This is a genomic window from Bradyrhizobium sp. 23AC (assembly GCF_054863025.1).
Map to the genome: position 1 here is coordinate 485,744 of NZ_JAVAYN010000002.1, position 22,579 is coordinate 508,322.

Sequence of the window (22,579 nt, forward strand, 5' to 3'; positions counted from 1 at the left end):
GGCGGTGGCAAGGAGAAGGGAATCCACTATCCTGTCTTGGTGAATCCCCGCAAGCCTTCATTGAGCAGGATGCCCATGAAGAAACCAAAAAGGGCAGGCGCTGCGAAGGCCAAAAAGGGCCGGAAGACCAGCGCCGGCCGATCCAAAGCCGCCGCCAAAGGGCTGACCACGCGTTCGGCGAGGCCGCCGGGGCGCGGCGCGTCGAGCGATGGGGTCAAGGATACCGGCAGGGCGACGATCCGGGGCTTGCGGACCAAGCTTAAGGAGGCGCAGCGCCGAGTCGCGGAACTGGAAGCTGCGGCCGACACCGATTTCCTGCTGGAGATTCCGAACCGGCGCGGCTTCGAGCGCGAGCTCGCGCGCGCCATCGCCTACATGAAGCGTTACCGCGCCAGCGGGGCGCTGATCGTGCTCGACGTCGATCGGTTGAAGCCGATCAACGATTCGTTCGGTCATGGCGCCGGCGACGAGGTGCTCAAGGCGATTGCCGCCACGCTGACGCGGCAGGTCCGCGCCTCCGACGTGGTCGGCCGGCTCGGGGGCGACGAGTTCGCGCTGCTGCTGTGGAATCTCAGCGAGACCGACGCCAAGGCGAAGGCGGCCATCTTCGAGCAGGCGGTCGACGAATTGTCCTTTGTCTTTCGCGGCCAGGAGGTGACCGCGGGCGCCTCCGCCGGTGTCGCGTTGCTGGGGGCGCAGTCCGACGCGGTCCGCGCCCTGGAGGAGGCGGATGCCGCCATGTATGTGCGCAAGGCGCACCGGCGGCACGAGCCGCGGGTCAGGCTGGTCGGCAGCTAAAGCGCGCTGAGATCTGGCGGTACGTTACCGAATTTCTGCAGCAATTTGGCGTCGCCAAACTCGCCGGTCAGGGGATCGCCGCTGCGGCTGAAGGCGACGGCGCCGATATGGCCGGCGCCGTGCGCCAGCATTTCCGCACGACGCAGGGCGGCAGCCGATGTCTGGCATTCCTCGGCAGCACCCGCCACCGGCGATCCGTCCTCGTCGATCAGGAAGGGCAATGCAACGTAGTAGGTGACGTCGGGCATGATCGGCTCCGATAGCTGACGGTTCAGGCGGCGCTGCTCTTGCTCCGCATCTTGCTGCGCGAGGTGTCCGGAATGCAGCCGGCGGAAATCGCCGCCTGCAATTCCTCCAGCTCGGCCTCCAGATATTCGTTGGCCATGATCAGCGCCTTGATGGTGCTGCGCAGATTGCCGTCGCACATCGCGATCGCCTGATCGCAGGCCTGTTCATAATGGCTGTTGTCGAGAAGGGCGGCTGTCGACATCTGCATTGTCCTTGTCAGTTGTCCTGGGCGTTTTCTGGAGGCGCTGGGGTTCGCAAATGTTCCTATTTTGTTCTTTTCGAGTCAAGCGGATTCATGCGCGCGAGCAAAAGCCGGCTCGCAGGTCAGGCGATGATGTCGGGGGTAATCTGGTCCTCGATGAACGCGATGCGGTCTCGTAACAACAGCTTGCGCTTCTTCAAGCGCTGTAACCGCAATAGGTCGGGGGCGGGCGATTGATGCAGTGCATCGATCGCCGCATCAAGATCTCGGTGTTCCTGCTGCAACCGGGTGAGCTCGGCTTCGAGCTCACGCTCGTCTTCATTGGTCATGTCTGCGGTGGCCGAAAACCGATAGGCGTGGGATTAAGGCTGTGGATGCCCTGTGGAAATTATCGTCCTTGCGCGGCGTGATCGCAAGCGATCTGCGACCACCGTTCGCCGATCTCCAGCGACATATTTCCGCTGATCGCCGCGACGCTGCGCAAGCGCATTGATATCATGGATTTTTCCCGCGCGGTTCCTTTACTCACGCTTCGTTACATATGAATTTTCAAAAATGAAGCTGCGGCGACGGTTACCCATCGACAGAACGGATCGCTGATGTACACTTCCTTGTCCGGATCGAATCCTGAGGTTCAACCCTACCGAGGAGGTTTCGAATGACAATTCAGGCACATCTCGTTGAATTGGAGCGGAAGCACAAACTTCTCGAAAACGAATTGCACGAAGCTCTCGTGCACCTTTCAACAGACGACCTGCAAATTGTTGAGTTGAAGCGCCGGAAGTTGATGGTCAAGGATCAGATCGAGCGTCTGAGGCACGGCGACACGCTCCACTAGTAACCCCCATAACAGCGTAGAGTTGAACGTACCCTTATCCCGCAGGGGTGAGAGCTTTTGCGCTCATCCCTGCAGCAAGGTGCGAAACCGTGCAAAGAAGTTTGCGCGGTTTTTGGTTTTTGTCGCAACGCGTTGTCTTGCCGCGAACTGATATCCACGTCGCTCGAAAACGCTTCAGATATCTGCGAGCTCGGCGACGTGATCTGCGATCGCGAGCGACGACGTCAGTCCCGGCGATTCGATGCCGAACAGGTTGATCAGGCCAGCGACGCCGTGATCGCGCGGGCCCTGCATCAGGAAGTCCTGCGTGGCCACCGCGGGCGGTACGATCTTCGGCCGGATACCCGAATAGCTCGGCATCAACGCGCCGTCAGGCAGCGTCGGCCAGTATTTGCGGATCGCCGGGTAGAACCGCTCGGCGCGTGACGGGTCGACCTCGTAGTCGATCGTCTCGATCCACTCGACGTCAGGGCCGAAGCGCGCTTGGCCTGCCATGTCCAGCGTCAAATGCACTCCTAACCCGCCGGGTTCGGGCACCGGATAGATCAGGCGCGAGAACGGCGCCTTGGCATTGCAGCTGAAGTAATTTCCCTTGGCGAGATAGGCGCGCGGAATTCGGTCCAGCGGCATGCCGTCGATGTTGCGCGCCACATTGGTCGCCGAGAGCCCCGCGGCGTTGACGAGGAGGCTGCACTGCAGCGTCATTGGCGCCTCGCCGCCGGCGTCGATCTCGATCAGGCCGTTTGCCGCCTTGGCGCGGATCAGCGGGGTGTGAAACGCGAAGGCCGCGCCGGCTTCCTCGGCTTCGCCGCGCAGCGAGAGCATGTAGGCGTGGCTGTCGATGATGCCCGTCGAGGGCGACAGCAGCGCGGCGTCGCAGGCCAGCGCCGGCTCCAGCGCGCGTGCCGCCTCGCCCGTGAGCAGCTGCATGTCGAGCACGCCATTGGCCTCGGCATGCGCCTTGATCGATTGCAGCTTTTCGGTCTCCTTCGGGCTGGTCGCGACGATCAGCTTGCCGCAATTCTTGTGCGGGATGCCGCGCTCGGCGCAGTAGCGGTAGAGCGCGTGCTTGCCGTCGACGCACATGCGCGCCATCCAGCTCCCGGCGCGATAGTAGATGCCGGCATGGATCACCTCGCTGTTGCGCGATGAGGTGATGGTGCCGATCGCCTCGGCCTCCTCGAGCACGATGACCTCGCGTCCGGCCTGCGCAAGCTTTCGAGCCACCGCGAGCCCGACCACGCCGGCTCCGATGACGACGCAATCGACCTTATCCATGGTTGTGCAGGAGGCCCGCTGGAGGCGCCGGTGGCATCAGGTCTGGAGAGAATGCCGCGGGGCCATTTTCCGTTAAGGAAGAATTTATCATGTCAGGGCAATTGCCGTATTTCACGTCACATTTTTCTGTTGCGCGTACAGGCGTTTACCCGATCCAAACGCGTGAAGCCAGACAATCCGACGTTGAAATCGCGGGTGGCTGATGGCTGAGAAGAACTGGCACGAGGGCAGCACGCTTCCGATTGCTGTGCAGGCCGTTGTGTGCCTGGCCGGCACGGTTGCGCCCGCGCGCGCCTTTGCGCTGTCGGACAGCTTCGCCGCGCCGAGCTATCTCGGCCAGCTCGATCCCAACGTGGTCTGGGAAGTCCTGATCGCGGGCATCGTCGTCTGCGCGTTCCTCGCTGCAATCGTGCTGTGGATCCATTCCTCGCTGCGCCGGACCAGGCGTTTGCAGTTGCGGCGCAACGCCTTCGTCTCCTCCGCCATGAACAATCTCAATCAGGGCGTGGTGATGACCGATGCGCAGCGCCGCATCATCTTCTGCAACGACCGCTATCTCGATATCTACGGCCTGATGCGGTCGGAACTCTGGGCCAATATGGACGGCTATGAGCTTCTTGAGCTCAGGCGCAAGCGCGGGGTGCTCGGCGGCATCTCCGACGATGAATTCTACGAGAAGGCGGCAAGCCACAACGGCCTGATCACCGAGCTGCCCGACGGCCGAGCCATCCTGGTGAAGTTTTTCGTGCTGCCGAACGGCGGCTCGGTGGCAACGCATCTGGACGTCAGCGAGCAGCGCAAGCTGTCGCGACAGCTCGCTTCCACCAAGCAATTCCTGGAATCGGTGCTGGACCATGTGCCGGCCTGCGTGGCGGCGAAGAACATCGAGGACGGCTGCTACATCTTCGCCAACAGCGCCTATGAGCGGTTCTGGGGGTTCTCGCGGGATCATGCCGTCGGCAAGAACGCACGCGAACTGTTTGCGCCGGTCTCGGCAGCCAGTATCGAGGCGACCGACCGGGCGGCGCTCAACTCCCCGGACGGCCAGTTCCGTAACGAGTTCGAGGTCGACCGCGGCGGCGAGCGGCGCATGGTCGCCTCGATCCGGATCGTGGTCCGCAACGAGAGCAACAAGCCCGAGTTTCTGCTGCTGGTGTTCGAGGACATCACCGACCGCCGGTCGCTGTCGCAGGAGCTGGAGAGCACCAAGAAGTTCCTCGAGCTCGTGGTCGACAACATCCCGGTGGCGCTGATCGTCGAGCAGGTCAAGGACGGCCGCTATCTGCTTGCCAATCGCAGCGCGGAGACGATCCTCAACCGCCGGCGCGAGGAGGCCACGGGCCTGACCGCGTCCGACATCTTCAACCCCAAAGAAGCCAAGCTGATCATCGCGCGCGACGAGGCCGCGATCAAGAAACGTGGGATGATCACCGAGGAGCATCCGATCTCCACCAAGGACGGCCTGCGGCTGTTCCTGACCCGCCGCGCCACCGTGCTCGGCGATACCGGCGAGCCGCAATACCTGATCAAGACCCACGAGGACGTCACCGACCGCCGGCAGACCGAGTCGCGCATGGCGCACATGGCCTATCACGACGGCCTCACCGATCTGCCGAACCGCGCCGCCTTCCTTCAGGCGCTGACCCAGATGATCGAGGCCTGCGAAGGCACCGGCGAGGAGTTCGCCGTCCTCTGCGTCGACCTCGACGGCCTCAAGGAGGTCAACGACGTTTTCGGTCATGCGCTCGGCGACAAGCTCCTGATCGAGGTGGCCCAGCGGCTCCAGGACTCCGCCCGTGGCGGCGTGGTGGCGCGCCTGTCCGGCGACGAATTCGGCCTGATCATCGACGGCAAGCAGCCGGACGCGGGTCTTGCGCTGGCGCAGCAGATCGGCGACGCCGTCGCGAAGGACTTCCAGATCGACGGCCGGGCGGTCCGCGCCGGCGTCACCACCGGCATGTCGATCTTCCCACACAACGGCACTGACGGCGCCTCGCTGCTCGCCAATGCCGGTGCGGCGCTGTTCCGCGCCAAGCAGAAGTCGCGCGGCACGATCAGCCTCTACCAGCCCGAGATGGACCATCAGATCCGCGATCGCCGCGTGCTGCACCAGGATCTGTCGGTGGCGATCAAGAACGGCGAGCTCTCGCTTGCCTTCCAGCCGCAGGGCGCCGCCGGCCACAGCGTCGCCGAGAGCGAGATCATCGGCTTCGAGGCGCTGGCGCGCTGGCAGCATCCGGTACGCGGCCAGGTCTCGCCGGCCGAATTCATCCCGATCGCCGAGGAGAGCGGCCTGATCGTCGAGATGGGCGAGTGGATCCTGCGCCAGGCCTGCCGCGAGGCGGCGTCCTGGCCGAAGCCGCTCCAGGTCGCGGTCAATCTATCGCCGGCGCAGTTCATGCACGGCGACGTGGTTGGCCTCGTCCATTCGATCCTGATCGAGACCGGCCTTGCACCCGGCCGGCTCGAGCTGGAGATCACCGAGGGCGTGCTGATCGAGGATTTCGACCGGGGCCTTGCGTTGCTGCGCCGCCTGAAGGCACTCGGCGTGCGCATCTCAATGGACGATTTCGGCAGCGGTTACTCCTCGCTGAGCTATCTCCAGGCGTTCCCGTTCGACAAGATCAAGATCGACCGGGCCTTCATCACCAATCTCGGCCGCAACCCGCAATCGGCTGCGATCGTGCGCGCGGTGATCGATCTCGGCCACGGCCTCGAAATGTCGATCATCGCCGAGGGCGTCGAGACGGTCGAGCAACTCGCCTTCCTCGCCAAGGAGGGCTGTGACGGCGTGCAGGGCTATCTGCTCGGCAAGCCCCTGCCGATCGGGAAATATGCCGGGCTGGTCGGCCGCGCTGAAGTCATGGAGCTTGCGCTCAAGACCGGTTAGAGCGTTTTCGAGCGAAGTGGACACCGGTTTGCGTCAAGAAAAAGCGTCAATCTAGAGCCCCGTTCCGATTTCATCGGAACGGAAATGTCTCTAGTGATGATGGGGCGCTTTGCTCCCATTCGACGGCTTCATGGCGGATTACGATCTCGCGATCATCGGCGGCGGGCTGAACGGTGTCAGCCTCGCGCGCGATGCGGCCGGCCGCGGCTTGCGGGTGATCCTGTTCGAGCAGGGCGATCTCGGCGGCGCGGCATCCTCGGCAACGCCGCGTTTGATCCACGGCGATCTGTCGGTGCTGGAGCGGCGCAGGTTCCGGCGGGTGCGCCGGGCCCTGGCCGAGCGGCGGACCTGGCTCCGGATCGCGCCGCATCTGGTCCGGCCGATGCGCTTCGTGATCCCCGCGCATTCCGACGAGCGGCCGCCCTGGCTGCTGCGCGCCGGCCTGTATGTCTATGACGGTCTCACGAACCGGGGCGGCCTGCCGCCATCGGCCACCCTCGACATCACGCATCATCCGGTCGGCAACGCGCTGAAGCGCCCGTTCGGCACGGCGTTCGAATATTCGGACTGCGTCGTCGATGACTCTCGCCTGGTGGTGCTGACGGCGCTGGATGCCGCTGAGCATGGGGCGGCGATCCGGACCGGTGCGCGTTGCGTCCGTGCCGACAGAACCGATACCTGGCGGCTCGCGGTGGTCGATCGCGGCCACCGCCGCACCATCACGGCGCGGGCACTGGCCAACGCCACTGGCGGCTGGACGCCAATGGTCGCTGAGACCGTGCTGCGGCAGCCGCAGCCCGCGATGGCGGCCACGCAGATGAGCCAGATTATCGTGCCCAGGCTGTTCGACTCCGAGAACGTGTACGTCTTTCAGAACAATGATGGGCGGCTGATCTTTGCCCGGCCCTTCGAGCGCGACTTCACGCTGATCGGCACGGTCACACACGCCTTCACCGGCGATCCCGCAATTGTGGCGATGCCGGGGGCCGACGTCGGCTATCTCTGCGAAGCGGCGAGCCGCTATTTTCGTGAGCGAGTCGCCCCGACCGACGTGGTCCGGACAGTCTCCGGCGTCAACCTGACGCTGGCGTCCGCGCGCGGACGCGACGGCACGATGCTGTTCCATGCGCGCCGGCGCAAGGCGCCGCTGCTCACGGTGTTCGGTGGCGACGTCACCACCTCGCGCCTGCGCGCGGAGTGGGCGGTGACCAAGCTGACGCCGTTCTATCCGATGTCGCCGCCCTGGACTGCCGGCGTCGCGCTGCCCGGCGGAGATTTTGCCTGGGACCGTTTCGACACCGAAGTCGACCTCGCGCGCGATCGCTGGCGCTTTCTGTCGGAGCCCGAGGCGCAGCGTCTGGTCGGGGCCTATGGCTCGCGGTTGTCCACAGTGCTCGGCGAGGCAAAGAGCCGTGAGGAGCTTGGTCCCGCCTTCGGTCCCGAACTGACCGGCGCCGAGGTGCATTATCTGATGGCTCGCGAATGGGCCCGCTTCCCCGAGGACGTCCTGTGGCGCCGCTCCAAGCTGGGCTTGACCATGCCTGCGGCGGACCGCGACGCGCTGGCGTCGTTCATGGCGAATGTAATGTGATCGATCTCTCCCGGCACGGTTGAGCTGGGGACGATCGGCGGCTAGCGTGCGGCGGAATCGGGGTTGGCAGGATCATGACGGATGAGTTGCCCAGAACAGGGGCCGCGGCTGATGCGGCCGGCGGAGATGCGCTTCCTGCGGCGGGCCAGCCGCTGCTGCGCATCGAGGGCGTCGTCAAAACCTTTGGTACCTTCCGCGCCGTGGATGGCGTCTCGCTCGACATCAAGGCTGGCGAATTCTTCGCGCTGCTCGGGCCCAGCGGCTGCGGCAAGACCACTCTGCTGCGTATGCTCGCCGGCTTCGAGGCGCCGGACGAGGGCCGCATCCTGCTCGGGGACAAGGACATCGCGCAGGCGCTGCCGCATGAGCGCCCGATCAACATGATGTTCCAGAATTACGCGTTGTTTCCGCATCTGTCGGTGCGCGACAACATCGCCTTCGGCCTGAAGCGCGCCGGCATGGCACGCGCCGACATCGCCGCCCGTGTGGCCGAGATGGTCGCCCTGGTGAAGCTCGAAGGGCTCGAGAAGCGCAAGCCGGACCAGCTTTCCGGCGGCCAGCGCCAGCGCGTCGCGCTCGCCCGCGCGCTGGCGCGCCGCCCGCAACTGCTGCTGCTCGACGAGCCGCTCGCGGCGCTCGACAAGAAGCTGCGCGAGAATACGCAGGGCGAGCTGATGGAGCTGCAGCGCCGGCTCGGCATGACCTTCATCGTCGTCACGCACGATCAGGAGGAAGCCATGACGATGGCGGGCCGGATCGGCGTGATGAACGCCGGCAGGCTTGCTCAGGTCGCGAGCCCCCGCGAGCTCTATGAAGCTCCGCGCTCGCGCTGGATCGCGGAGTTCGTCGGCGACGTCAATGTGTTCGACGGCGAGACCAGATTGCGCGACGGTCATCGTCTGGTCATTGGCACGCGTGATGCGGGTACGCTGGTGGTGGCCGAGCCGCGCGAACCGGTCGGTGCGGGAAGATTCTCGATCGCAATTCGTCCCGAGAAGATCAAGTTGTCGCGCCGCGCCCCGGTGAGCGAAGCCGGTCGTGAAACCACGATCAACAGCCTGGACGGCGTGATCGCGGACATCTGCTATCTCGGCGGCACCACCACCTATAAAGTGAAGCTCGATACCGGCGGAATCGTCCGGGCCTCCGTCGCCAACAGCGCGCGTCTGGACGTCGACGCCTATAGTCTGGGCCAGCAAATCGTCGCCTGGTTCACGCCCGATGATTGCGTGGTGCTGCCGTCATGAGCGCCCGCCGTATCTTCGCGCGCCCGGCGCGCTTTGCCGCGATCGCGCCCTATGTCTGGATGGCGCTGTTCTTCCTGGTGCCATTCGCCTTTGTGCTGAAGATCAGCCTGTCCCAGACGGCGATCGCACAGCCGCCTTACGAGCCGGTATTCGACCTGACCGCGGGGTGGGATGCGCTCAAGGCGGCCTTTGCCGCACTGTCGATCGACAATTTCAAGCTGCTCGTCTCCGACGACATCTATGTGTTCGCCTATGTGCGCAGCCTCACCGTCGCTCTGACCGCGACTGCGCTGCTGCTGCTGATCGGCTATCCCATCGCCTACGGCATGGCGCGGCTGCCGAAGAGTTGGCAGGCGGTGGCAATGGTGCTGGTGATCGTGCCGTTCTGGACCTCATTCCTGATCCGCATCTATGCCTGGATCAACATCCTCCAGCACGACGGCCTGCTGAACCAGATCCTGCTGGCTCTGCACCTGGTCAGCCAGCCCGTGGTCTGGCTCTCCACCGACAGCGCGATGTATATCGGCATCGTCTATTCTTATTTGCCGTTCATGATCCTGCCGCTCTACGCCACGCTCGCCAAGATGGAGCCGGTGCTGGAGGAGGCGGCCTCCGATCTCGGCGCGCCGCCGTGGCAGGTGTTCTGGCTCGTCACCTTCCCACTGTCGCGGCCCGGCGTCGGTGCCGGCGTGCTCTTGTGCTTCATTCCCATCGTCGGCGAGTTCGTCATTCCGGACCTTCTGGCCGGCTCCAATTCGCTGATGATCGGCCAGACCCTGTGGCTCGAGTTCTTCACCAACAAGGACTGGCCGGTTGCCTCTGCCGCCGCCATCGTGCTGCTGGTGGTGCTGCTGGTGCCGCTGCTGCTGTATGAGCGACTTCAGAAGCGGCAGCTGGAACAGGGGCGCTGACGCGATGCGCAAGGTCTCACGCCTGTCCCGTTTCAACGTCGGCTCGCTCGCGCTGGGGTTGGCGTTCCTTTACTTGCCGATCCTCATTCTCGTCATCTATTCCTTCAATGCCTCCCGGCTGGTGACGGTGTGGGGCGGCTGGTCGCTGCGCTGGTATCACGAGTTCTTCAACGACCGGGCCATGATCGAGGCGGCCTGGATGAGCTTTCGCGTCGCGGTCTCCTCCGCGACCATCGCCACGCTGCTCGGCACGCTCGCCGCGGTCGCATTGTCGCGCGGCGAGCGCTTCCGCGGCCGCACGCTGTTCTCCGGCATGCTCTACGCGCCGCTGGTGATGCCCGAGGTGATCACGGGGCTGTCGCTGCTGTTGCTGTTCGTGGCGCTGAACGCCGAGCGCGGGTTCTGGACCGTGACGATCGCCCATACCACGCTGACCATGTGCTTCGTCGCCGTGGTCGTGCAGTCCCGGCTCGGCTCGCTCGATCGTTCGCTGGAGGAGGCGGCGATGGACCTTGGCTGCGACCCTGTGCGCGCCTTTCTTTCGGTCACGCTGCCGCTGATCGCTCCCGCGATCGTCGCGGGCTGGATGCTGGCCTTCACGCTGTCACTGGACGATCTCGTCATCGCGAGCTTCACGACCGGGCCGGGCTCGGCGACCTTGCCGATCCGGATCTATTCCGAGGTGCGGCTCGGCGTGAAGCCGGAGATCAACGCAATCTGCACGCTGGTGATCGCCCTGATCGCGGTGGTCATCGTGATCGCTTCGCTCGCCTCAAAACTGTCGAGCTCGCAGGGCGAGAGCGCGGCGCCGCTGTAGGCCGAGGAGGGCGACCATGACGATGGCCTACCAGATCCTGACCCATACGCCGCTCTGGGTCTGGGTCTTGCTCGCTTATCTGGTCTGGCAGGGTATCCAGTCGATGCAGCCACGCACGACGCCGATCTGGCGCGCGCTGATCCTGCCGGTCGTGTTCATCATCTGGGGGGTGTCCCGGATCGGCTTCGGGCCTCAGGGCAGCGCGTGGCCGCTGATCGCGTGGATCGTGGCCGCGCTGGCACTACTGCCGCTGGGCCTGCTGACGCCGCGTCCTTTCGACGTCGATCACAAGACAGGTGAGATCATCCGCCCGGGCAGCGCGTTTGCCCTGATCCGCAACCTTGTCGTGTTCTCGCTGCAATATGCGGTCGGGGTGATCTCGGCGATCGATGCGAGCGACCGCGCACTGGCAATCATCGTCGGCCGCGCGGTGTCGGGCGCGACCGCCGGCTACTTCATCGGCTCGACGATCGCGCTGGTGATTGCCTATCGACGAAAGCGCGCCTTCGGATGATCAGCGCGACCGGGGCGATCGTTTCGAGCCTCTGGTGCCTGTGGGACGCGGCCGCGTTGCGGCGGCTGCGACGGGGGCGGCATACCGCGCGCGCACTGCGCCCTGCACCGCCGCCCCGAGCTGCCGCAGCGCCAGGGCGTCGAGCGGAAATTCCAGCAGGATATGGATCAGGCTCAGCGCCAGCAGGAAGGTAAAGCCGAACGCGTAGTCGTAGAAATAGAGCGCGGTGGAAGCTGCGCTGGCGGCGGCCATCGCCGCCAGCCGCGCCTTCGGGACTGCGGTCCAGCGGATGACGTCGGCTTTGATGAACCAGTTGAGGTAATGATAGGTATAGACGAAGGCGAGCAGGCTCGTCAGCCTGGTGTCGAGGACGAGACCGGGCACGCCGAACAGCCGGCTGAGGGCCGGGCCGACATTGCCGAAATAATCCTGTCCGACCCGCGCAAAGCTCGCGATCCGGATTTCAGCGGTTGGCGGCAGCAGCAGGATCGTAGCGATCGCGACCAGGTAGACAGCCACCAGCGCAGCCTGGACGCGGCTGCCGGATCGGTGCGCGCCGAGCACCATGAAGATCACCGTGAACAGCGAGACGTGAATCAGGGTCGGAATCAGGATGCCGATCACGGCGAGAGAGGATCCGCTCGAATACATGAGCGCGGACAGCGCAATCGCCGTCATGAACAGCAACATGCTCTCGATCGCCGAGGTGGTGGCCGCGAGCATGGCGCAGACGATCAGCGCGCCCCACATCGCAAAGCCGAACCAGGAGGCGTTGTCGATCAGGGCCGCGACCACGGCGATGATTGCGAGAGCCGCCGCAATCCCGCGATGTGGCAGGTAATAGCTGCGGTCGTGCAGCCACGAAATCTCGGTGAAGTAGTGCGCGGGCCCGAGCACGACATAAGCCAGCAGCAACAGCTCGAACGGCATCAGATAGGCCGCCGCGAGCGCCAGCAGCATCAGGCCGAGATGGATCGCGTCGTTGCTGCGCATGATGCCGTGCCCTGCATTGGGGCACGGAGGTTAGAGCAGGCGTGGACAACCCGCAATTGTCCACGTTGTCGCTCGAACGTCCTGCTTGCGGCGACTCGATGCGTCCTGTCGCGTCAGGACTTCACCGCACCTGCCGTGAGCCCGCCCACCATGTAGCGGCGGAAGGCATAGTAGATCGCGGCCGGCGGCAGCGCGTAGATGAAGCCCGTGGTCATCAACAGCTCCCACGGCGAGTCGTCGGCGGCGAGGAAATTGCCGAGTGCCACGGGCAGCGTGATGTTGGTGTCCTTGGACAGCAGCAGGAACGCGTAGAGATATTCGTTCCAGGCAAGCAGCACCGCATACGTACCGATCGCGACCAGCGAGGGCATCATCAGTGGCACATAGACCAGGCGGAACAGCTGCAGCGTGGTCGCGCCGTCCATCACGGCGGCCTCGTCGAGCTCGACCGGCAGCTTGTCGGACGCCTGCTTCAGCACCCAGATCGCGTAAGGCGAGGCGATCGTCACCATGGCGAGGATCAACGACCAGTGATTGTTGAGCAGGCCGTAATTGCCCATGGTGCGGTACATCGGCACGGCGAGGAACGCGGCCGGGATGAAGTAGGTGAACAGGGCCAGGTTCATCACCCAGCGGCCACCCGGCACCCGCAGCCGCGAGATCGAGAATGCGGCGGCGGTCGCGATGAACAATGTCAGCGCGCCGGCGGACAGCGCGATGACGGTCGAATTCCAGAACTGGATCCAGAAATCGCGCAGGAAATAATGCTCCTGGTAGAACACGATGTGGAAGTTGTGCAGTGTCGGATGATCCGGCCACAGCTTGCCCGAGAACGCGTCCTCCTTCGGCGAGATCGCGAACAGGAACATGTGGTAGATCGGAACCATGGTCCAGATGAAGACCGGGATGCCGATCAGCAGCAGCTTGGCTTCCTTGCCAACTTCTTGGAGGGTGGGAAGCTTCATCGCGACAACCGTTTCATCATGAAATAGACCAGCGGCAGCACCAGCGGCATCGCGACGACGATGGATGCCATCGCGAGCGAGAGCTGGTCGAGCCGGAGATAGCGGATGCCGAGCGTCGATAGCACATGCGTGAGATCGGCCGGGCCGCCGCCGGTGAGCAGATAGACACTGTTGAAGTCGCCGAGCGTCCAGATCATCGAGAGCAGCGTGCAAGTGACATAGAGTGTCTGCATCGACGGCCAGGTGATGAAGCGGAATTTCTGCCACGGGTTGGCGCCGTCGACTTCGGATGCCTCGTACAGATCGTGGGGGATGGCGAGCCGTCCGGTCAGCAGGATCAGCGTCCAGAAGGGCAGTGACTTCCAGATATGCACGGCGATCGCCATGGTCAGCGCCACCGCCGGGTTGTTCAGCCAGTTCGGGCCGTCGTCGCCGGTGAAGGAGAAGATGAGGTGGTTGATCACGCCCCATTCGGGATTGAGCATGAATCGCACCGAGAGGATGGTCGGGATCGACGGCACCGCCCAGGGCAGGATGAAGATCACCGAGAGCCATTTGATCCAGGGCCGCTGCTGCGCGAAGAAGCCGGACAGGAACAGCGCGATCAGCATCTTCACGTTGATGCCAATGACCAGGAAGATCAGCGTGTTGACCGCGGCGCGCGCGAAGATCGGGTCGTTGTACAGCGCAACATAGTTTTGCGGATCGCGCGCCAGCCAAAGACCGTAGCAGACGGGATAGACGACGAAGGCCAGGAAGACGAGCAGATAGGGCGCGAGCAGCACGATGCCCCAGACCTGCGCCGGAGTCAGCCGCGACGACAGGGGAGGGGCGGGGATTGCCTGGTCGCCAGAGAGCGTGATCGCCATTCTTTTCGGACTCTTCAAAGAGATGCCGGCCGCGAAACGCGGCCGGTGTTGTTCTTATACCTCTCCCCGCACAGCGGGGAGAGGGAAAGGACGATTTAGCCCGCGACCTGCTTGATGCGGGCGATCAGTTCGTCGACGGCCTTGTCGACCGGAACCTTTTCGCTGACGACGCGATTCATCGCCTTCGCCCACACGTTCTCGTTGTTGAGGATCGTGAACTTCCAGTTCTTGGTGAAGTCGAACGCGGCGGTGCCGCCCTTGAACTGCGTGTAGACGGCTTTGCGGTGCTTGTCAGCCTGCCAGAACGGGCTTTCCTGGCTTTCCTTCGTCACCGGGAACCAGCGGCCGAGCGCGCCCTCGATGTAGGGGCGGACGTTCTCTTCCTGGAGCAGGAAGGCGATGAACTGCTTGGCCTCAGGCTTGTTCTTGGCGACGTTGAAGACCAGCCCGGTCTTGACGTCGGAGCGGTAGCGGATCGTCGAGCCGTCCGGAGCCTTCGGGAAGGACGCGGTGATGATGTCTTCCTCATACGCCTTCTTGCCGGCCGCGCGCTGTTCGGGCGTCAGCGTCTGGTTGCCCGAATCCTCGAACCACTTCGCCGCGATCGAGATCGTGAAGTTGTGGGTCATCACGATGGTCTTGTTGTGGAACGCGACGTTGTTGTCGGGATCCTTCCAGGTCGTGGAGGACGGTGGCGTGCAACCCCTGATATAGGTGTCGGTGTAGTCCTTCATCGCCTTGATCAGGTTCTCGCGAACCTTGGGATCGTCGACGGTGAGCTTGCCGTCGTCGTCGACCAGCTTGACGTGGTAGGCGTCCATGAAGGTGTAGAACGACTGGAAGGCGTCGGTGGATTCCACGCCCATCGGCTGGCCGACGGCATAGATGCGCTGGCCGGTGGCCTTGCGGATCCCCGGCTGCACCTTGTCGCACCAGAACGTCCAGTAGCCCGTCCAGTCGTTCGGGATATCGGCGAGCTTGAAGCCGGACTTCTCCAGCATGTCGTTCCAGATCTGGACGTGCATGCTCTGCTGCTTCAGCGGGAAGCCGTAATAGGCCTTCTTCTTGGTGACGTCGTTATAGAGGATCGACGCATCCAGCGTGTTCTGCACGAACCGGCCCTTGATCGGCTCCATCACGTCGGAGAGATCCTCGAGCTTGCCTTCATAAGCCCACTTGCCCTGCGCCTGCACGTCATAAGAGTCGGAATAGGCAACATCAGGCACGGTGCCGGAATCCAGTGCGGCCACCGTCTTCGGAATCATGTCCTGGATCGCGTATTGCGACAATTCGACCTTGATGCCGGTCTTGGCTTCGAACTTCTTGATGGTCTCGATCAGTGCGTCGTCTTCGGAGCGATAGAAGCCCTTGCCCCACCAGACCGTGATCGTCTTCTGCTGCGCAAATGCGGGTGCAGCGGCTGCAAACAGCCCGGCCGCAGCGACCGCCAGTGATACTGCGCCAATAACCTTGGATTTCACGTTTTTCTCCCTCAAACGGCCGGTGTTTTTAACCGGTCGTATAAAACACTAGCGCATGGCGGTAGCTCGATCTAGCGGCTTGTTGTCAGACATAGGTCGTGGGGATAGGCCTTGCGGAGATGCTTAACCCGTGCATCGATCCAATCGCCGCATCAATTCGCGGCAATCAATTCGCGCCAGCCGAGGAACTCCAGTTTGGGGAACGGTCTCGTCCCGCTCTGGCGATCCGTCAGCGTTTCCGCTTTAGACCCGTCGATATCGTGTTCGAACTTGCCTCAGCGGATCGGGGCCGCGGCTTGCCATGCCCGCTGGCTCGAGCAGGAGAGCGCCATGCCTCGAGGAGCATCTTCAAAAACTGGCTGGCATGCGGCGATAGTGTCGCCCCGCGCCTGCGCACGATTCCGATCGTCCGCGACACTTCCGGCTCGATCAGCCGAACGGTGTGAATGATCGGATGACCGGCGGCGGGCGTCGCGAGCCTCGGCAGCACGGCGATGCCCAATCCCTCCTCGACCAGGCCAAGCGAGCCGGAGAGGTGGGCGACTTCATAGGACCAGTTCAGCTGCAGGCCCTGCCGCGCCAGCGCATTGTCGATCAACGAGCGATTGCCGCTGTTGCGACCGACAGTGATGACCCGGTGCGACACGATCTCCGACCAGCTCACCTGCTTGCGCGATGCCAGCGGATGGTCATGACGGCAGGCCAGGACGAAAGGGTCCTCGACCAATTTCTCGAATTCGATTTCGGCATGCGAAGCGCCGATGAAATTGATGCCGAAGTCGGCTTCTCCGCGCGCAACCGCTTCCAACCCCTCATTGGCGCCGATATCCAGAATGCGGATGCGAATGCGCGGATACGCTTCGGCGAACCGGCCGATCGCTCGCGGAAGAAAATAGAACACCGCCGTCGGCACCGCAGCCACGGAGACCAAACCCGAACTTCGCGCGCCGATATCGTGGATGGCTAACACCGAAGTCTCAAATTCGTCGATGAGGCGGCGGACCTTCGGCAGGAAGTCGCGGCCCGTCATGGTGAGATTGACGTGGCGCGTGGACCGTTCGAGCAGCGGCGCACCGAGACTTTCCTCCAGCTTCTGAATGCGTCGGCTGAGCGCCGGCTGGGACAGATTCAGCGCCTTCGCGGTCCGGACGAAGCTGCCCATCTCCGCGACGGTGATGAACGCCTTGAGGTCGAGCAGTTCTGCGTTCATGACAAGGCTCCCATTATGTCGATTGACGAAATAATACCTCAGATATTTGCATTTCACAAAAGAGTTCGGAGGGAGGATGCTCTGGTTCAGGCGAGCATGTCGCCGAACGGAAGAACATCATGAACGATCAGATTGCCATTCCCTGCGTGGTCATGCGCGGTGGGACCTCGCGCGGACCGTTTTTCCTGGCCCGCGACCTTCCGGCCGACCCCAGTTCGCGCGACGCGGTCCTGTTGTCGGTAATGGGAGGTGGGCACGATCTCGGAATCGATGGAATCGGCGGCGGCAATGCCGTGATCAACAAGGTCGCGATCATCGGACCGGCAACGGTGCCCGGCGCCGATGTCGACTACCTGTTCGCCCAGGTGCGAGTTCGCGAAGGGATCGTCGATACCTCGCCGAACTGCGGAAACATGCTGGCGGCCGTCGGCCCATTCGCAATCGAAGCCGGCCTCGTCGCCGCTAGCGCAGATCGCACGCATGTACGCATTCACAATGTCAACACCGGCAAGCTGATCGACGCGACGGTCGCCACTCCGGAAGGACGGGTGACCTATGAGGGCGAAGCGCGGATCGATGGGGTACCGGGAACGGCCGCGCCGATCGAACTGTCGTTCCCCAACGCCGCCGGCGCACGCACCGGTCGCCTGCTGCCGACAGGACGTCCGGTCGACCGCATCGGAGGGATCGACGTGACCTGCATCGACGCAGCCATGCCCGTCATGCTGGTCCGCGCGGCAGATCTCGGATGGACCGGCCGCGAGGCCCCTCCGGCCTTCGCCGACGGCGCCTTCCGCGGGCGGCTCGAACATTTGCGCATCGAGGCTGGGCGCCGGATGGGTTTTCCGGATTCCGCGTCAATGGTGATTCCGAAGCCGGTTCTGATCGCGCCCGCAAGCGGGGCGACGTTGAACGTCAGGTACTTCATGCCGCACGACTGCCATAGCGCGCTGGCGGTGACCGGTGCCGTCGCGATCGCGACCGCCTGTGTGACGCCCGGGACGATCGCCGCAGAGATGGTTGGATCGCTGGCACCGCCGGTACCGATCACGCTCGCCCATCCCTCCGGCCAGCTCGTGGTTCGGCTGGAGCCCGGTCCGATTGCCCGGGTGCAGCGGACAGCCCGGCGAATTCTCGAGGGCCATGTCTTCGCCCGTCGATCGCACGTCCCTCATTCGGTCCTGGCGGCCTGAAGCCGGACCGCTTTCAAAGCCTTCAAAAATCAGAGCCATGAAAAATCAGAGCCATGGGAGAAACGAGAATGCAGAAGCAAGCGCTAGTCGGGCCCGAGAACAGTGAGGCGCGAAAACCATTCTACCGGATCCTCTACGTCCAGGTGCTGATTGGCCTCATGCTGGGCGTCCTCACCGGCCACCTCTGGCCTGAGTTCGGTGCCGCGTTGAAGCCCTTCGGCGACGGCTTCGTCAAGCTGGTCAAGATGATGATCGCGCCGATCGTGTTCTGCACCATCGTCAGCGGCATCAACAGCATCAGCGATTCCCGCGAGGTCGGCCGCACGCTGGTGAAATCCATGGCGCTGTTCTACCTGCTGACCGTGCTCGCACTGCTGGCCGGGCTGGTCGCCGTGTCGCTGATCCAGCCGGGCGTCGGCATGCATGTGTCCGTCAGCACGCTGGATCCGTCGGTGGCCGCGAAATTCACCAAGCAGGCGAGTGCGCCCGGATTTGCGGACTTCATGCTGCACATCATCCCGCATTCCTTCTTTGGCGCGTTTGCCGACGGCGAAGTGCTGCCGGTCCTGCTGGTCTCCATCCTGATCGCCTTTGGCCTGAGCCGTGCCGGCGATGGGGGCGCCGTGGTGACAAAGGCGGTCGATTCGTTCTCTCAGGTCCTGTTTGTATCCTTCGGCTTCGTCATGAAGCTCGCTCCGCTCGGCGCCTTTGGCGCCATGGCGTTCACGGTGGGCCGCTACGGCATTCGATCGATTGGCTCGCTCGGACTGCTGATCCTGACATTCTATATCGCCTGCTCATTCTTCGTGGTCGTCGTGCTCGGCACGCTGGCGCGGCTGAACGGCTTCAGCCTGTGGAAGACCATTCGCTACTTCAAGGAAGAGCTGCTGATCGTGCTCGGCACGTCATCGTCGGAACCGGCGCTGCCGGGAGCGCTGCGCAAACTGGAGCAGCTCGGATGCCGGAAAGGCGTGTCCGGCCTCGTGTTGCCGATGGGCTATTCCTTCAATCTCGACGGCAGCGCCATCTATCTCACCCTGGCGTCCATCTTCATCGCGCAGGCCTGCGACATCCACCTGTCGTGGGGGCAGATTGCGGCGATGCTCGGACTGATGCTGCTGACGTCGAAAGGCGCGGCCGGCGTCACCGGCAGCGGCTTCGTGGCGCTTGTCGCAACCCTCTCCGTCATGCCGGATCTGCCCGTGACCGGCGTGGCGCTGCTTGTCGGCATCGACCGTTTCATGTCGGAAGCGCGCGCGCTGACCAGTATGATCAGCAACTGCGTCGCAGCCGTTACCGTTTCACTGTGGGAGGACGCTTGTGACCGCGAGGTGTTGGCTCGCGAACTGGGAGGGAGTGGCTCTCTCAAGGTCGCGGCCGGATCGAAGATCGGCGGAGGAGCAGTGTTGCAGGGGGACAAGGCCTGGATTTCGACGACACAATCGGCCGCTTAACGCCACCTCCGGGATGCAATCGGCAGCACTGCTCGATTTGGATTTGGCAAGTCGCAGGCATGCCGAGCGTCTCGAGCTCGGGCTACCGAAATCCGCGAAGGCTGCGTCGATCAGCCTAGTTGGATTTGGCGTTTTCCTTCGCGTTCTCTTTGGCGTTCTCCGCCGTGGGCGATTCCGCCGGTGGAGGACGCTTTCCGCTGCCGGTGATGCGCTCGATCGCGGAGCGCACGGCGTCGCCCCCCTTGCGATCCTTCAGCATGTCGAGCAGCGGCGCGGAGGCCGGCGAGCGGCGGATCAGGCTTTCCGGATCGGGGAAGATCAGGGGATCGTCCCAGGGACCCTGCACCACGAATGGCAATTCGAATCCCGACGTGCTGTTGAGGCTCGCCACGCCCTTCATGTCGTATTCGCGCGTCGGCACCGAGGCGGTGCCGGTGAGCGTGATCTTCGCCGCCGGCCCTTCGACACGGATGTCTTCGGCGGTGGCGACCCCATCGGAGAATTTCACGGCGATGGTGAGATTGTTGTATGGCGTCGAACCGTTGCGGAAATTGCCGCCGCCCGACAGCGGCCGCCGCTCCAGGCGCTTCAGCAGCTGCTCGGCATTGAAGCCCGAGATCGCGCCGTCGTGACCGGTGACGGTGGCGCTGCCGTCGAGCGACTGCACGAGGCCGAACGGGCTCGAGCCCGAGGCGAAGAGCGACACGTTGATGTTGCCGCGACCGGATAGCTTGCTGAGGCCGAACAGTTCGGTGGCGCAGGCCTGGAGATCGACGTCGGTGAACTGGAATTGCGCCTTGATGTCGGCGACGGTGTCGGAGCGCGCGATGCCGAACGAGCCCTTGGCGATGCCGCCATAGACCTGCGCCTCGCCGACCGAGAGCGCCAGCGTGCCGTTGCGCAAATTGGCGCCGATCGCGGTGCGGCCGAGCCTGGTCGGCCCCACTGTCAGCTTTGCTGCCGACAGGCGCATGTCGAGGTCGGTCGTCGACAGTCCGTTGAGATCGAACAGCTGCCGGTTCCAGTCCCGCGCGCCGCTCGCGAGCAGGCGGAAGGTGGAGATATAAGGTGTGAAGTCGAGCGCGTCGGCGGCAAGCGTCGCCTGCAGCGTCTGCCGGCCGTTATTGGCGTAGGTCATGACGCCCTCGGCGGCGTTGCCGTCGAGCTCGACATTGACGTTGGTGAGCGCAATCGAGGCGCCGACGACGTTGGCGCGCGCCTTCAGCACGAAGCGGCCGAAGCCGCCGCTGGCGGGTTGCGGCTGCCCGGTCCAGCGCAGCGCGTTGCGCAAGGAGGGGCTGTCGATCGTCAGCGTCCCTTCCATCATCGGGCTGGTGCGGTTGGCGACGCTGCCGTCGAAAGCGAGCTTGAGCGGTGCGCTGGCGATCCGCGCCTTCAACCCCGAGCGCTCGCCCGAGAGGGCGGCGACGAAATCGGAAAAGCTGATCGAGCCGTCGACACGCTCGCCGCGCCAGTCGAACTGTCCGGTCGCGGCGAAGGAGCGCGAGATCGAAGGCCAGGCCAGCGACAGGTCGATGTCCTCGAACTTCTCGGTGCCGTGCGTGGCGGCGTCCTGGTAGTCGAGCACGCCGTCCTGGATCCGGATTTCGGAGAACGAGAGCTGGTTCTCGGCGCCGGGCTTCATGGTGCGCGCGATGGTCTGGATGAAGGGCGTCCAGTTGCTCTGGCCGTCCGGCTTCAGGCTGACATGGATGCGCGGCCGCAGCAGCGTCAGGTCGGCGATCTCGAACCGTTGCAGCAATAGCGGCAGCAGCCGCAGATTGGCGGTGAGCACGTCGACCTGGAGCGCGGGATCGCTGGTGCCGCCGCCCTTGAGGCCGACGTCGCGGAAAGAGATGTAGCTCGCCGGCAGCACCGAGATGTCGATCGCGCCCGCGACACTGAGCTCGAGCCCGGTGACGTCGCGGATCTGCGCTTCGACCGCCTTGCGCAGCGCGTCGCGGTTGATGAGCCAGGAGGTCGCGATCAGGGCGATCAGCGCGACGCCGAGCAGCGCCGCGATCGGCGTCCCGAGGCGCTTCATTCCTTGGGCCATGGTCAATGGCATGTCCTGATCGGGTTGGTCGTTGGAGCCAGGAGGGCGGGTCGGGAAACCTGCGTGCCCACGCCCAACCCCCGCAACTTGATGGGTTTTCTTGTCGCTTTCAAGGCCGGGGACGGTTCTGCCCACGGTGTGGGCAGCTTCTATCACCCGGGCGCGGTGCGGAGAACCCCGTATCATTGACGGCTTTGGAGGATTTCGCCTAATAATCGCCGCCAATAGGGCGCGCCGCCTCCAAGCCGAAGGTTCAGTCGAAGGTTATTTGCATGAACAAGGTCTATCCCGACGCCAAGTCGGCTCTGTCAGGCATTTTGAAAGACAACATGATGATCATGTCGGGAGGCTTCGGCCTCTGCGGCATCGCCGAGGAGCTCTCGGACGCGATCCGCGAGTCCGGCGTCAAGGGCCTGACGGTGGTCTCCAACAATGCCGGCGTCGACGGCATCGGGCTCAGCCGCCTTTTGGAAACCCGGCAGATCAAGAAGATGATCTCGTCCTATGTCGGCGAGAACAAGCTGTTCGCCCAGCAATTCCTCGCCGGCGAGCTGGAACTCGAATTCAATCCGCAGGGCACGCTCGCCGAGCGCATCCGCGCCGGCGGCGCCGGCATCCCGGCCTTCTACACCAAGACCGGCGTCGGTACGCTGATCGCCGAAGGCAAGGAAGTGAAGGAATTCGACGGCGAGAAGTATCTGATGGAACGCGGCCTGTTCGCCGACCTCGCCATCGTGCATGCCTGGAAGGGCGACACCGCCGGCAACCTCATCTACCGCAAGACCGCGCGCAATTTTAACCCGATGATGGCGACCGCCGCCAAGGTCACGGTCGCCGAGGTCGAGCATCTGGTTCCGGCGGGTGAACTCAATCCCGACCACATCCACACGCCCGGCATTTTCGTGAAGCGCATCGTCGAGGTCGGCACGGCCAAGAAGCGCATCGAATTCCGCAACACCCGCCCGCGTACCGCCGCTTAAGCGT

At 64.0% G+C, this 22,579-nt stretch carries 22 protein-coding genes; 11 read left to right on the forward strand and 11 right to left on the reverse strand.

Going from position 1 to position 22,579, the window contains the following annotated elements; genetic code table 11:
* Window positions 1-26 precede the first annotated feature (26 nt).
* Window positions 27-218, reverse strand: coding sequence for a hypothetical protein (locus RAD10_RS07490; RefSeq protein WP_461617078.1), 192 nt, complete (start codon window positions 216-218; stop codon window positions 27-29).
* On the opposite strand from RAD10_RS07490, the gene RAD10_RS07495 reads away from it, so the two are divergent.
* On the forward strand, window positions 163-798 hold the full coding sequence (locus tag RAD10_RS07495) for a GGDEF domain-containing protein (RefSeq protein ID WP_461617068.1): 636 nt from the start codon (window positions 163-165) through the stop codon (window positions 796-798). The two genes, RAD10_RS07490 and RAD10_RS07495, sit on opposite strands and share 56 nt — an antisense overlap.
* On the opposite strand, the gene RAD10_RS07500 is transcribed toward RAD10_RS07495, so the two are convergent.
* The 3 genes from RAD10_RS07500 to RAD10_RS07510 form a co-directional block, all read right to left on the reverse strand.
* The gene (locus RAD10_RS07500; RefSeq protein ID WP_461616914.1) at window positions 795-1,046 is read right to left on the reverse strand and encodes a hypothetical protein; all 252 of its coding nucleotides are present in this window, start codon (window positions 1,044-1,046) and stop codon (window positions 795-797) included. The two genes, RAD10_RS07495 and RAD10_RS07500, sit on opposite strands and share 4 nt — an antisense overlap.
* A gap of 23 nt (window positions 1,047-1,069) precedes the next feature.
* Window positions 1,070-1,288 carry a hypothetical protein gene (locus tag RAD10_RS07505; protein ID WP_028140284.1) on the reverse strand — a complete coding sequence of 73 codons (219 nt, stop codon included), beginning with the start codon at window positions 1,286-1,288 and terminating at the stop codon, window positions 1,070-1,072.
* A 122-nt stretch (window positions 1,289-1,410) separates the two neighbouring features.
* Window positions 1,411-1,617 carry a YdcH family protein gene (locus tag RAD10_RS07510; protein ID WP_008546179.1) on the reverse strand — a complete coding sequence of 69 codons (207 nt, stop codon included), beginning with the start codon at window positions 1,615-1,617 and terminating at the stop codon, window positions 1,411-1,413.
* 329 nt (window positions 1,618-1,946) lie between these two features.
* Between RAD10_RS07510 and RAD10_RS07515 the strand changes: the two genes are divergently transcribed.
* Window positions 1,947-2,126, forward strand: coding sequence for a YdcH family protein (locus RAD10_RS07515; RefSeq protein WP_026201910.1), 180 nt, complete (start codon window positions 1,947-1,949; stop codon window positions 2,124-2,126).
* A 174-nt stretch (window positions 2,127-2,300) separates the two neighbouring features.
* Here the strand turns inward: RAD10_RS07515 and RAD10_RS07520 are convergent, their stop codons facing one another.
* A complete protein-coding gene (locus RAD10_RS07520; protein ID WP_461616915.1) occupies window positions 2,301-3,404 on the reverse strand; it encodes an NAD(P)/FAD-dependent oxidoreductase in 1,104 nt (367 codons plus the stop codon).
* A 202-nt stretch (window positions 3,405-3,606) separates the two neighbouring features.
* Here RAD10_RS07520 and RAD10_RS07525 point away from each other — a divergent pair, with 202 nt between their 5' ends.
* The 6 genes from RAD10_RS07525 (at window position 3,607) to RAD10_RS07550 (ending at window position 11,374) form a co-directional block, all read left to right on the forward strand.
* Window positions 3,607-6,294: a sensor domain-containing protein gene (locus RAD10_RS07525; protein WP_461616916.1), complete on the forward strand. Its 2,688-nt coding sequence runs from the start codon at window positions 3,607-3,609 to the stop codon at window positions 6,292-6,294.
* Window positions 6,295-6,424: 130 nt separating this feature from the next.
* Window positions 6,425-7,885, forward strand: coding sequence for a glycerol-3-phosphate dehydrogenase (locus RAD10_RS07530; RefSeq protein WP_461617069.1), 1,461 nt, complete (start codon window positions 6,425-6,427; stop codon window positions 7,883-7,885).
* 74 nt (window positions 7,886-7,959) lie between these two features.
* Window positions 7,960-9,132, forward strand: coding sequence for an ABC transporter ATP-binding protein (locus tag RAD10_RS07535; RefSeq protein WP_461616917.1), 1,173 nt, complete (start codon window positions 7,960-7,962; stop codon window positions 9,130-9,132).
* Entirely contained in the window at window positions 9,129-10,043 is a 915-nt protein-coding gene (locus tag RAD10_RS07540) for an ABC transporter permease (RefSeq protein ID WP_461616918.1), read from the forward strand. The genes RAD10_RS07535 and RAD10_RS07540 overlap by 4 nt, the downstream gene beginning before the upstream one ends.
* A gap of 4 nt (window positions 10,044-10,047) precedes the next feature.
* Entirely contained in the window at window positions 10,048-10,860 is an 813-nt protein-coding gene (locus tag RAD10_RS07545; protein WP_461616919.1) for an ABC transporter permease, read from the forward strand.
* Between the two features lie 16 nt (window positions 10,861-10,876).
* Window positions 10,877-11,374 carry a DUF6622 family protein gene (locus tag RAD10_RS07550; RefSeq protein ID WP_461616920.1) on the forward strand — a complete coding sequence of 166 codons (498 nt, stop codon included), beginning with the start codon at window positions 10,877-10,879 and terminating at the stop codon, window positions 11,372-11,374.
* Here RAD10_RS07550 and RAD10_RS07555 read toward each other — a convergent pair whose 3' ends face one another.
* The 5 genes from RAD10_RS07555 to RAD10_RS07575 all read right to left on the reverse strand — a co-directional run bounded on the left by RAD10_RS07555 (window position 11,375) and on the right by RAD10_RS07575 (window position 16,892).
* The gene (locus RAD10_RS07555; RefSeq protein WP_461616921.1) at window positions 11,375-12,367 is read right to left on the reverse strand and encodes a hypothetical protein; all 993 of its coding nucleotides are present in this window, start codon (window positions 12,365-12,367) and stop codon (window positions 11,375-11,377) included.
* Window positions 12,368-12,480: 113 nt separating this feature from the next.
* Entirely contained in the window at window positions 12,481-13,332 is an 852-nt protein-coding gene (locus RAD10_RS07560; protein ID WP_461616922.1) for a carbohydrate ABC transporter permease, read from the reverse strand.
* Window positions 13,329-14,201, reverse strand: a complete 873-nt coding sequence (locus RAD10_RS07565) for a carbohydrate ABC transporter permease (RefSeq protein WP_461616923.1) — start codon at window positions 14,199-14,201, stop codon at window positions 13,329-13,331. The genes RAD10_RS07560 and RAD10_RS07565 overlap by 4 nt, the downstream gene beginning before the upstream one ends.
* A gap of 95 nt (window positions 14,202-14,296) precedes the next feature.
* Complete coding sequence (locus RAD10_RS07570) at window positions 14,297-15,682, reverse strand: ABC transporter substrate-binding protein (protein ID WP_461616924.1); 1,386 nt, start codon at window positions 15,680-15,682, stop codon at window positions 14,297-14,299.
* A gap of 229 nt (window positions 15,683-15,911) precedes the next feature.
* Window positions 15,912-16,892 (reverse strand): LysR family transcriptional regulator, encoded by a 981-nt coding sequence (locus tag RAD10_RS07575; protein ID WP_461616925.1) that lies wholly within the window; start codon window positions 16,890-16,892, stop codon window positions 15,912-15,914.
* A gap of 119 nt (window positions 16,893-17,011) precedes the next feature.
* Here RAD10_RS07575 and RAD10_RS07580 point away from each other — a divergent pair, with 119 nt between their 5' ends.
* Both RAD10_RS07580 and dctA read left to right on the forward strand, forming a co-directional pair.
* Complete coding sequence (locus RAD10_RS07580; protein ID WP_461616926.1) at window positions 17,012-18,085, forward strand: 4-oxalomesaconate tautomerase; 1,074 nt, start codon at window positions 17,012-17,014, stop codon at window positions 18,083-18,085.
* A 68-nt stretch (window positions 18,086-18,153) separates the two neighbouring features.
* A complete protein-coding gene (dctA, locus tag RAD10_RS07585; RefSeq protein WP_461616927.1) occupies window positions 18,154-19,539 on the forward strand; it encodes a C4-dicarboxylate transporter DctA in 1,386 nt (461 codons plus the stop codon).
* 115 nt (window positions 19,540-19,654) lie between these two features.
* On the opposite strand, the gene RAD10_RS07590 is transcribed toward dctA, so the two are convergent.
* Window positions 19,655-21,595 (reverse strand): AsmA family protein, encoded by a 1,941-nt coding sequence (locus tag RAD10_RS07590; RefSeq protein ID WP_461617070.1) that lies wholly within the window; start codon window positions 21,593-21,595, stop codon window positions 19,655-19,657.
* Between the two features lie 272 nt (window positions 21,596-21,867).
* On the opposite strand from RAD10_RS07590, the gene RAD10_RS07595 reads away from it, so the two are divergent.
* On the forward strand, window positions 21,868-22,575 hold the full coding sequence (locus tag RAD10_RS07595) for a CoA transferase subunit A (protein WP_461616928.1): 708 nt from the start codon (window positions 21,868-21,870) through the stop codon (window positions 22,573-22,575).
* Window positions 22,576-22,579: the final 4 nt, after the last annotated feature.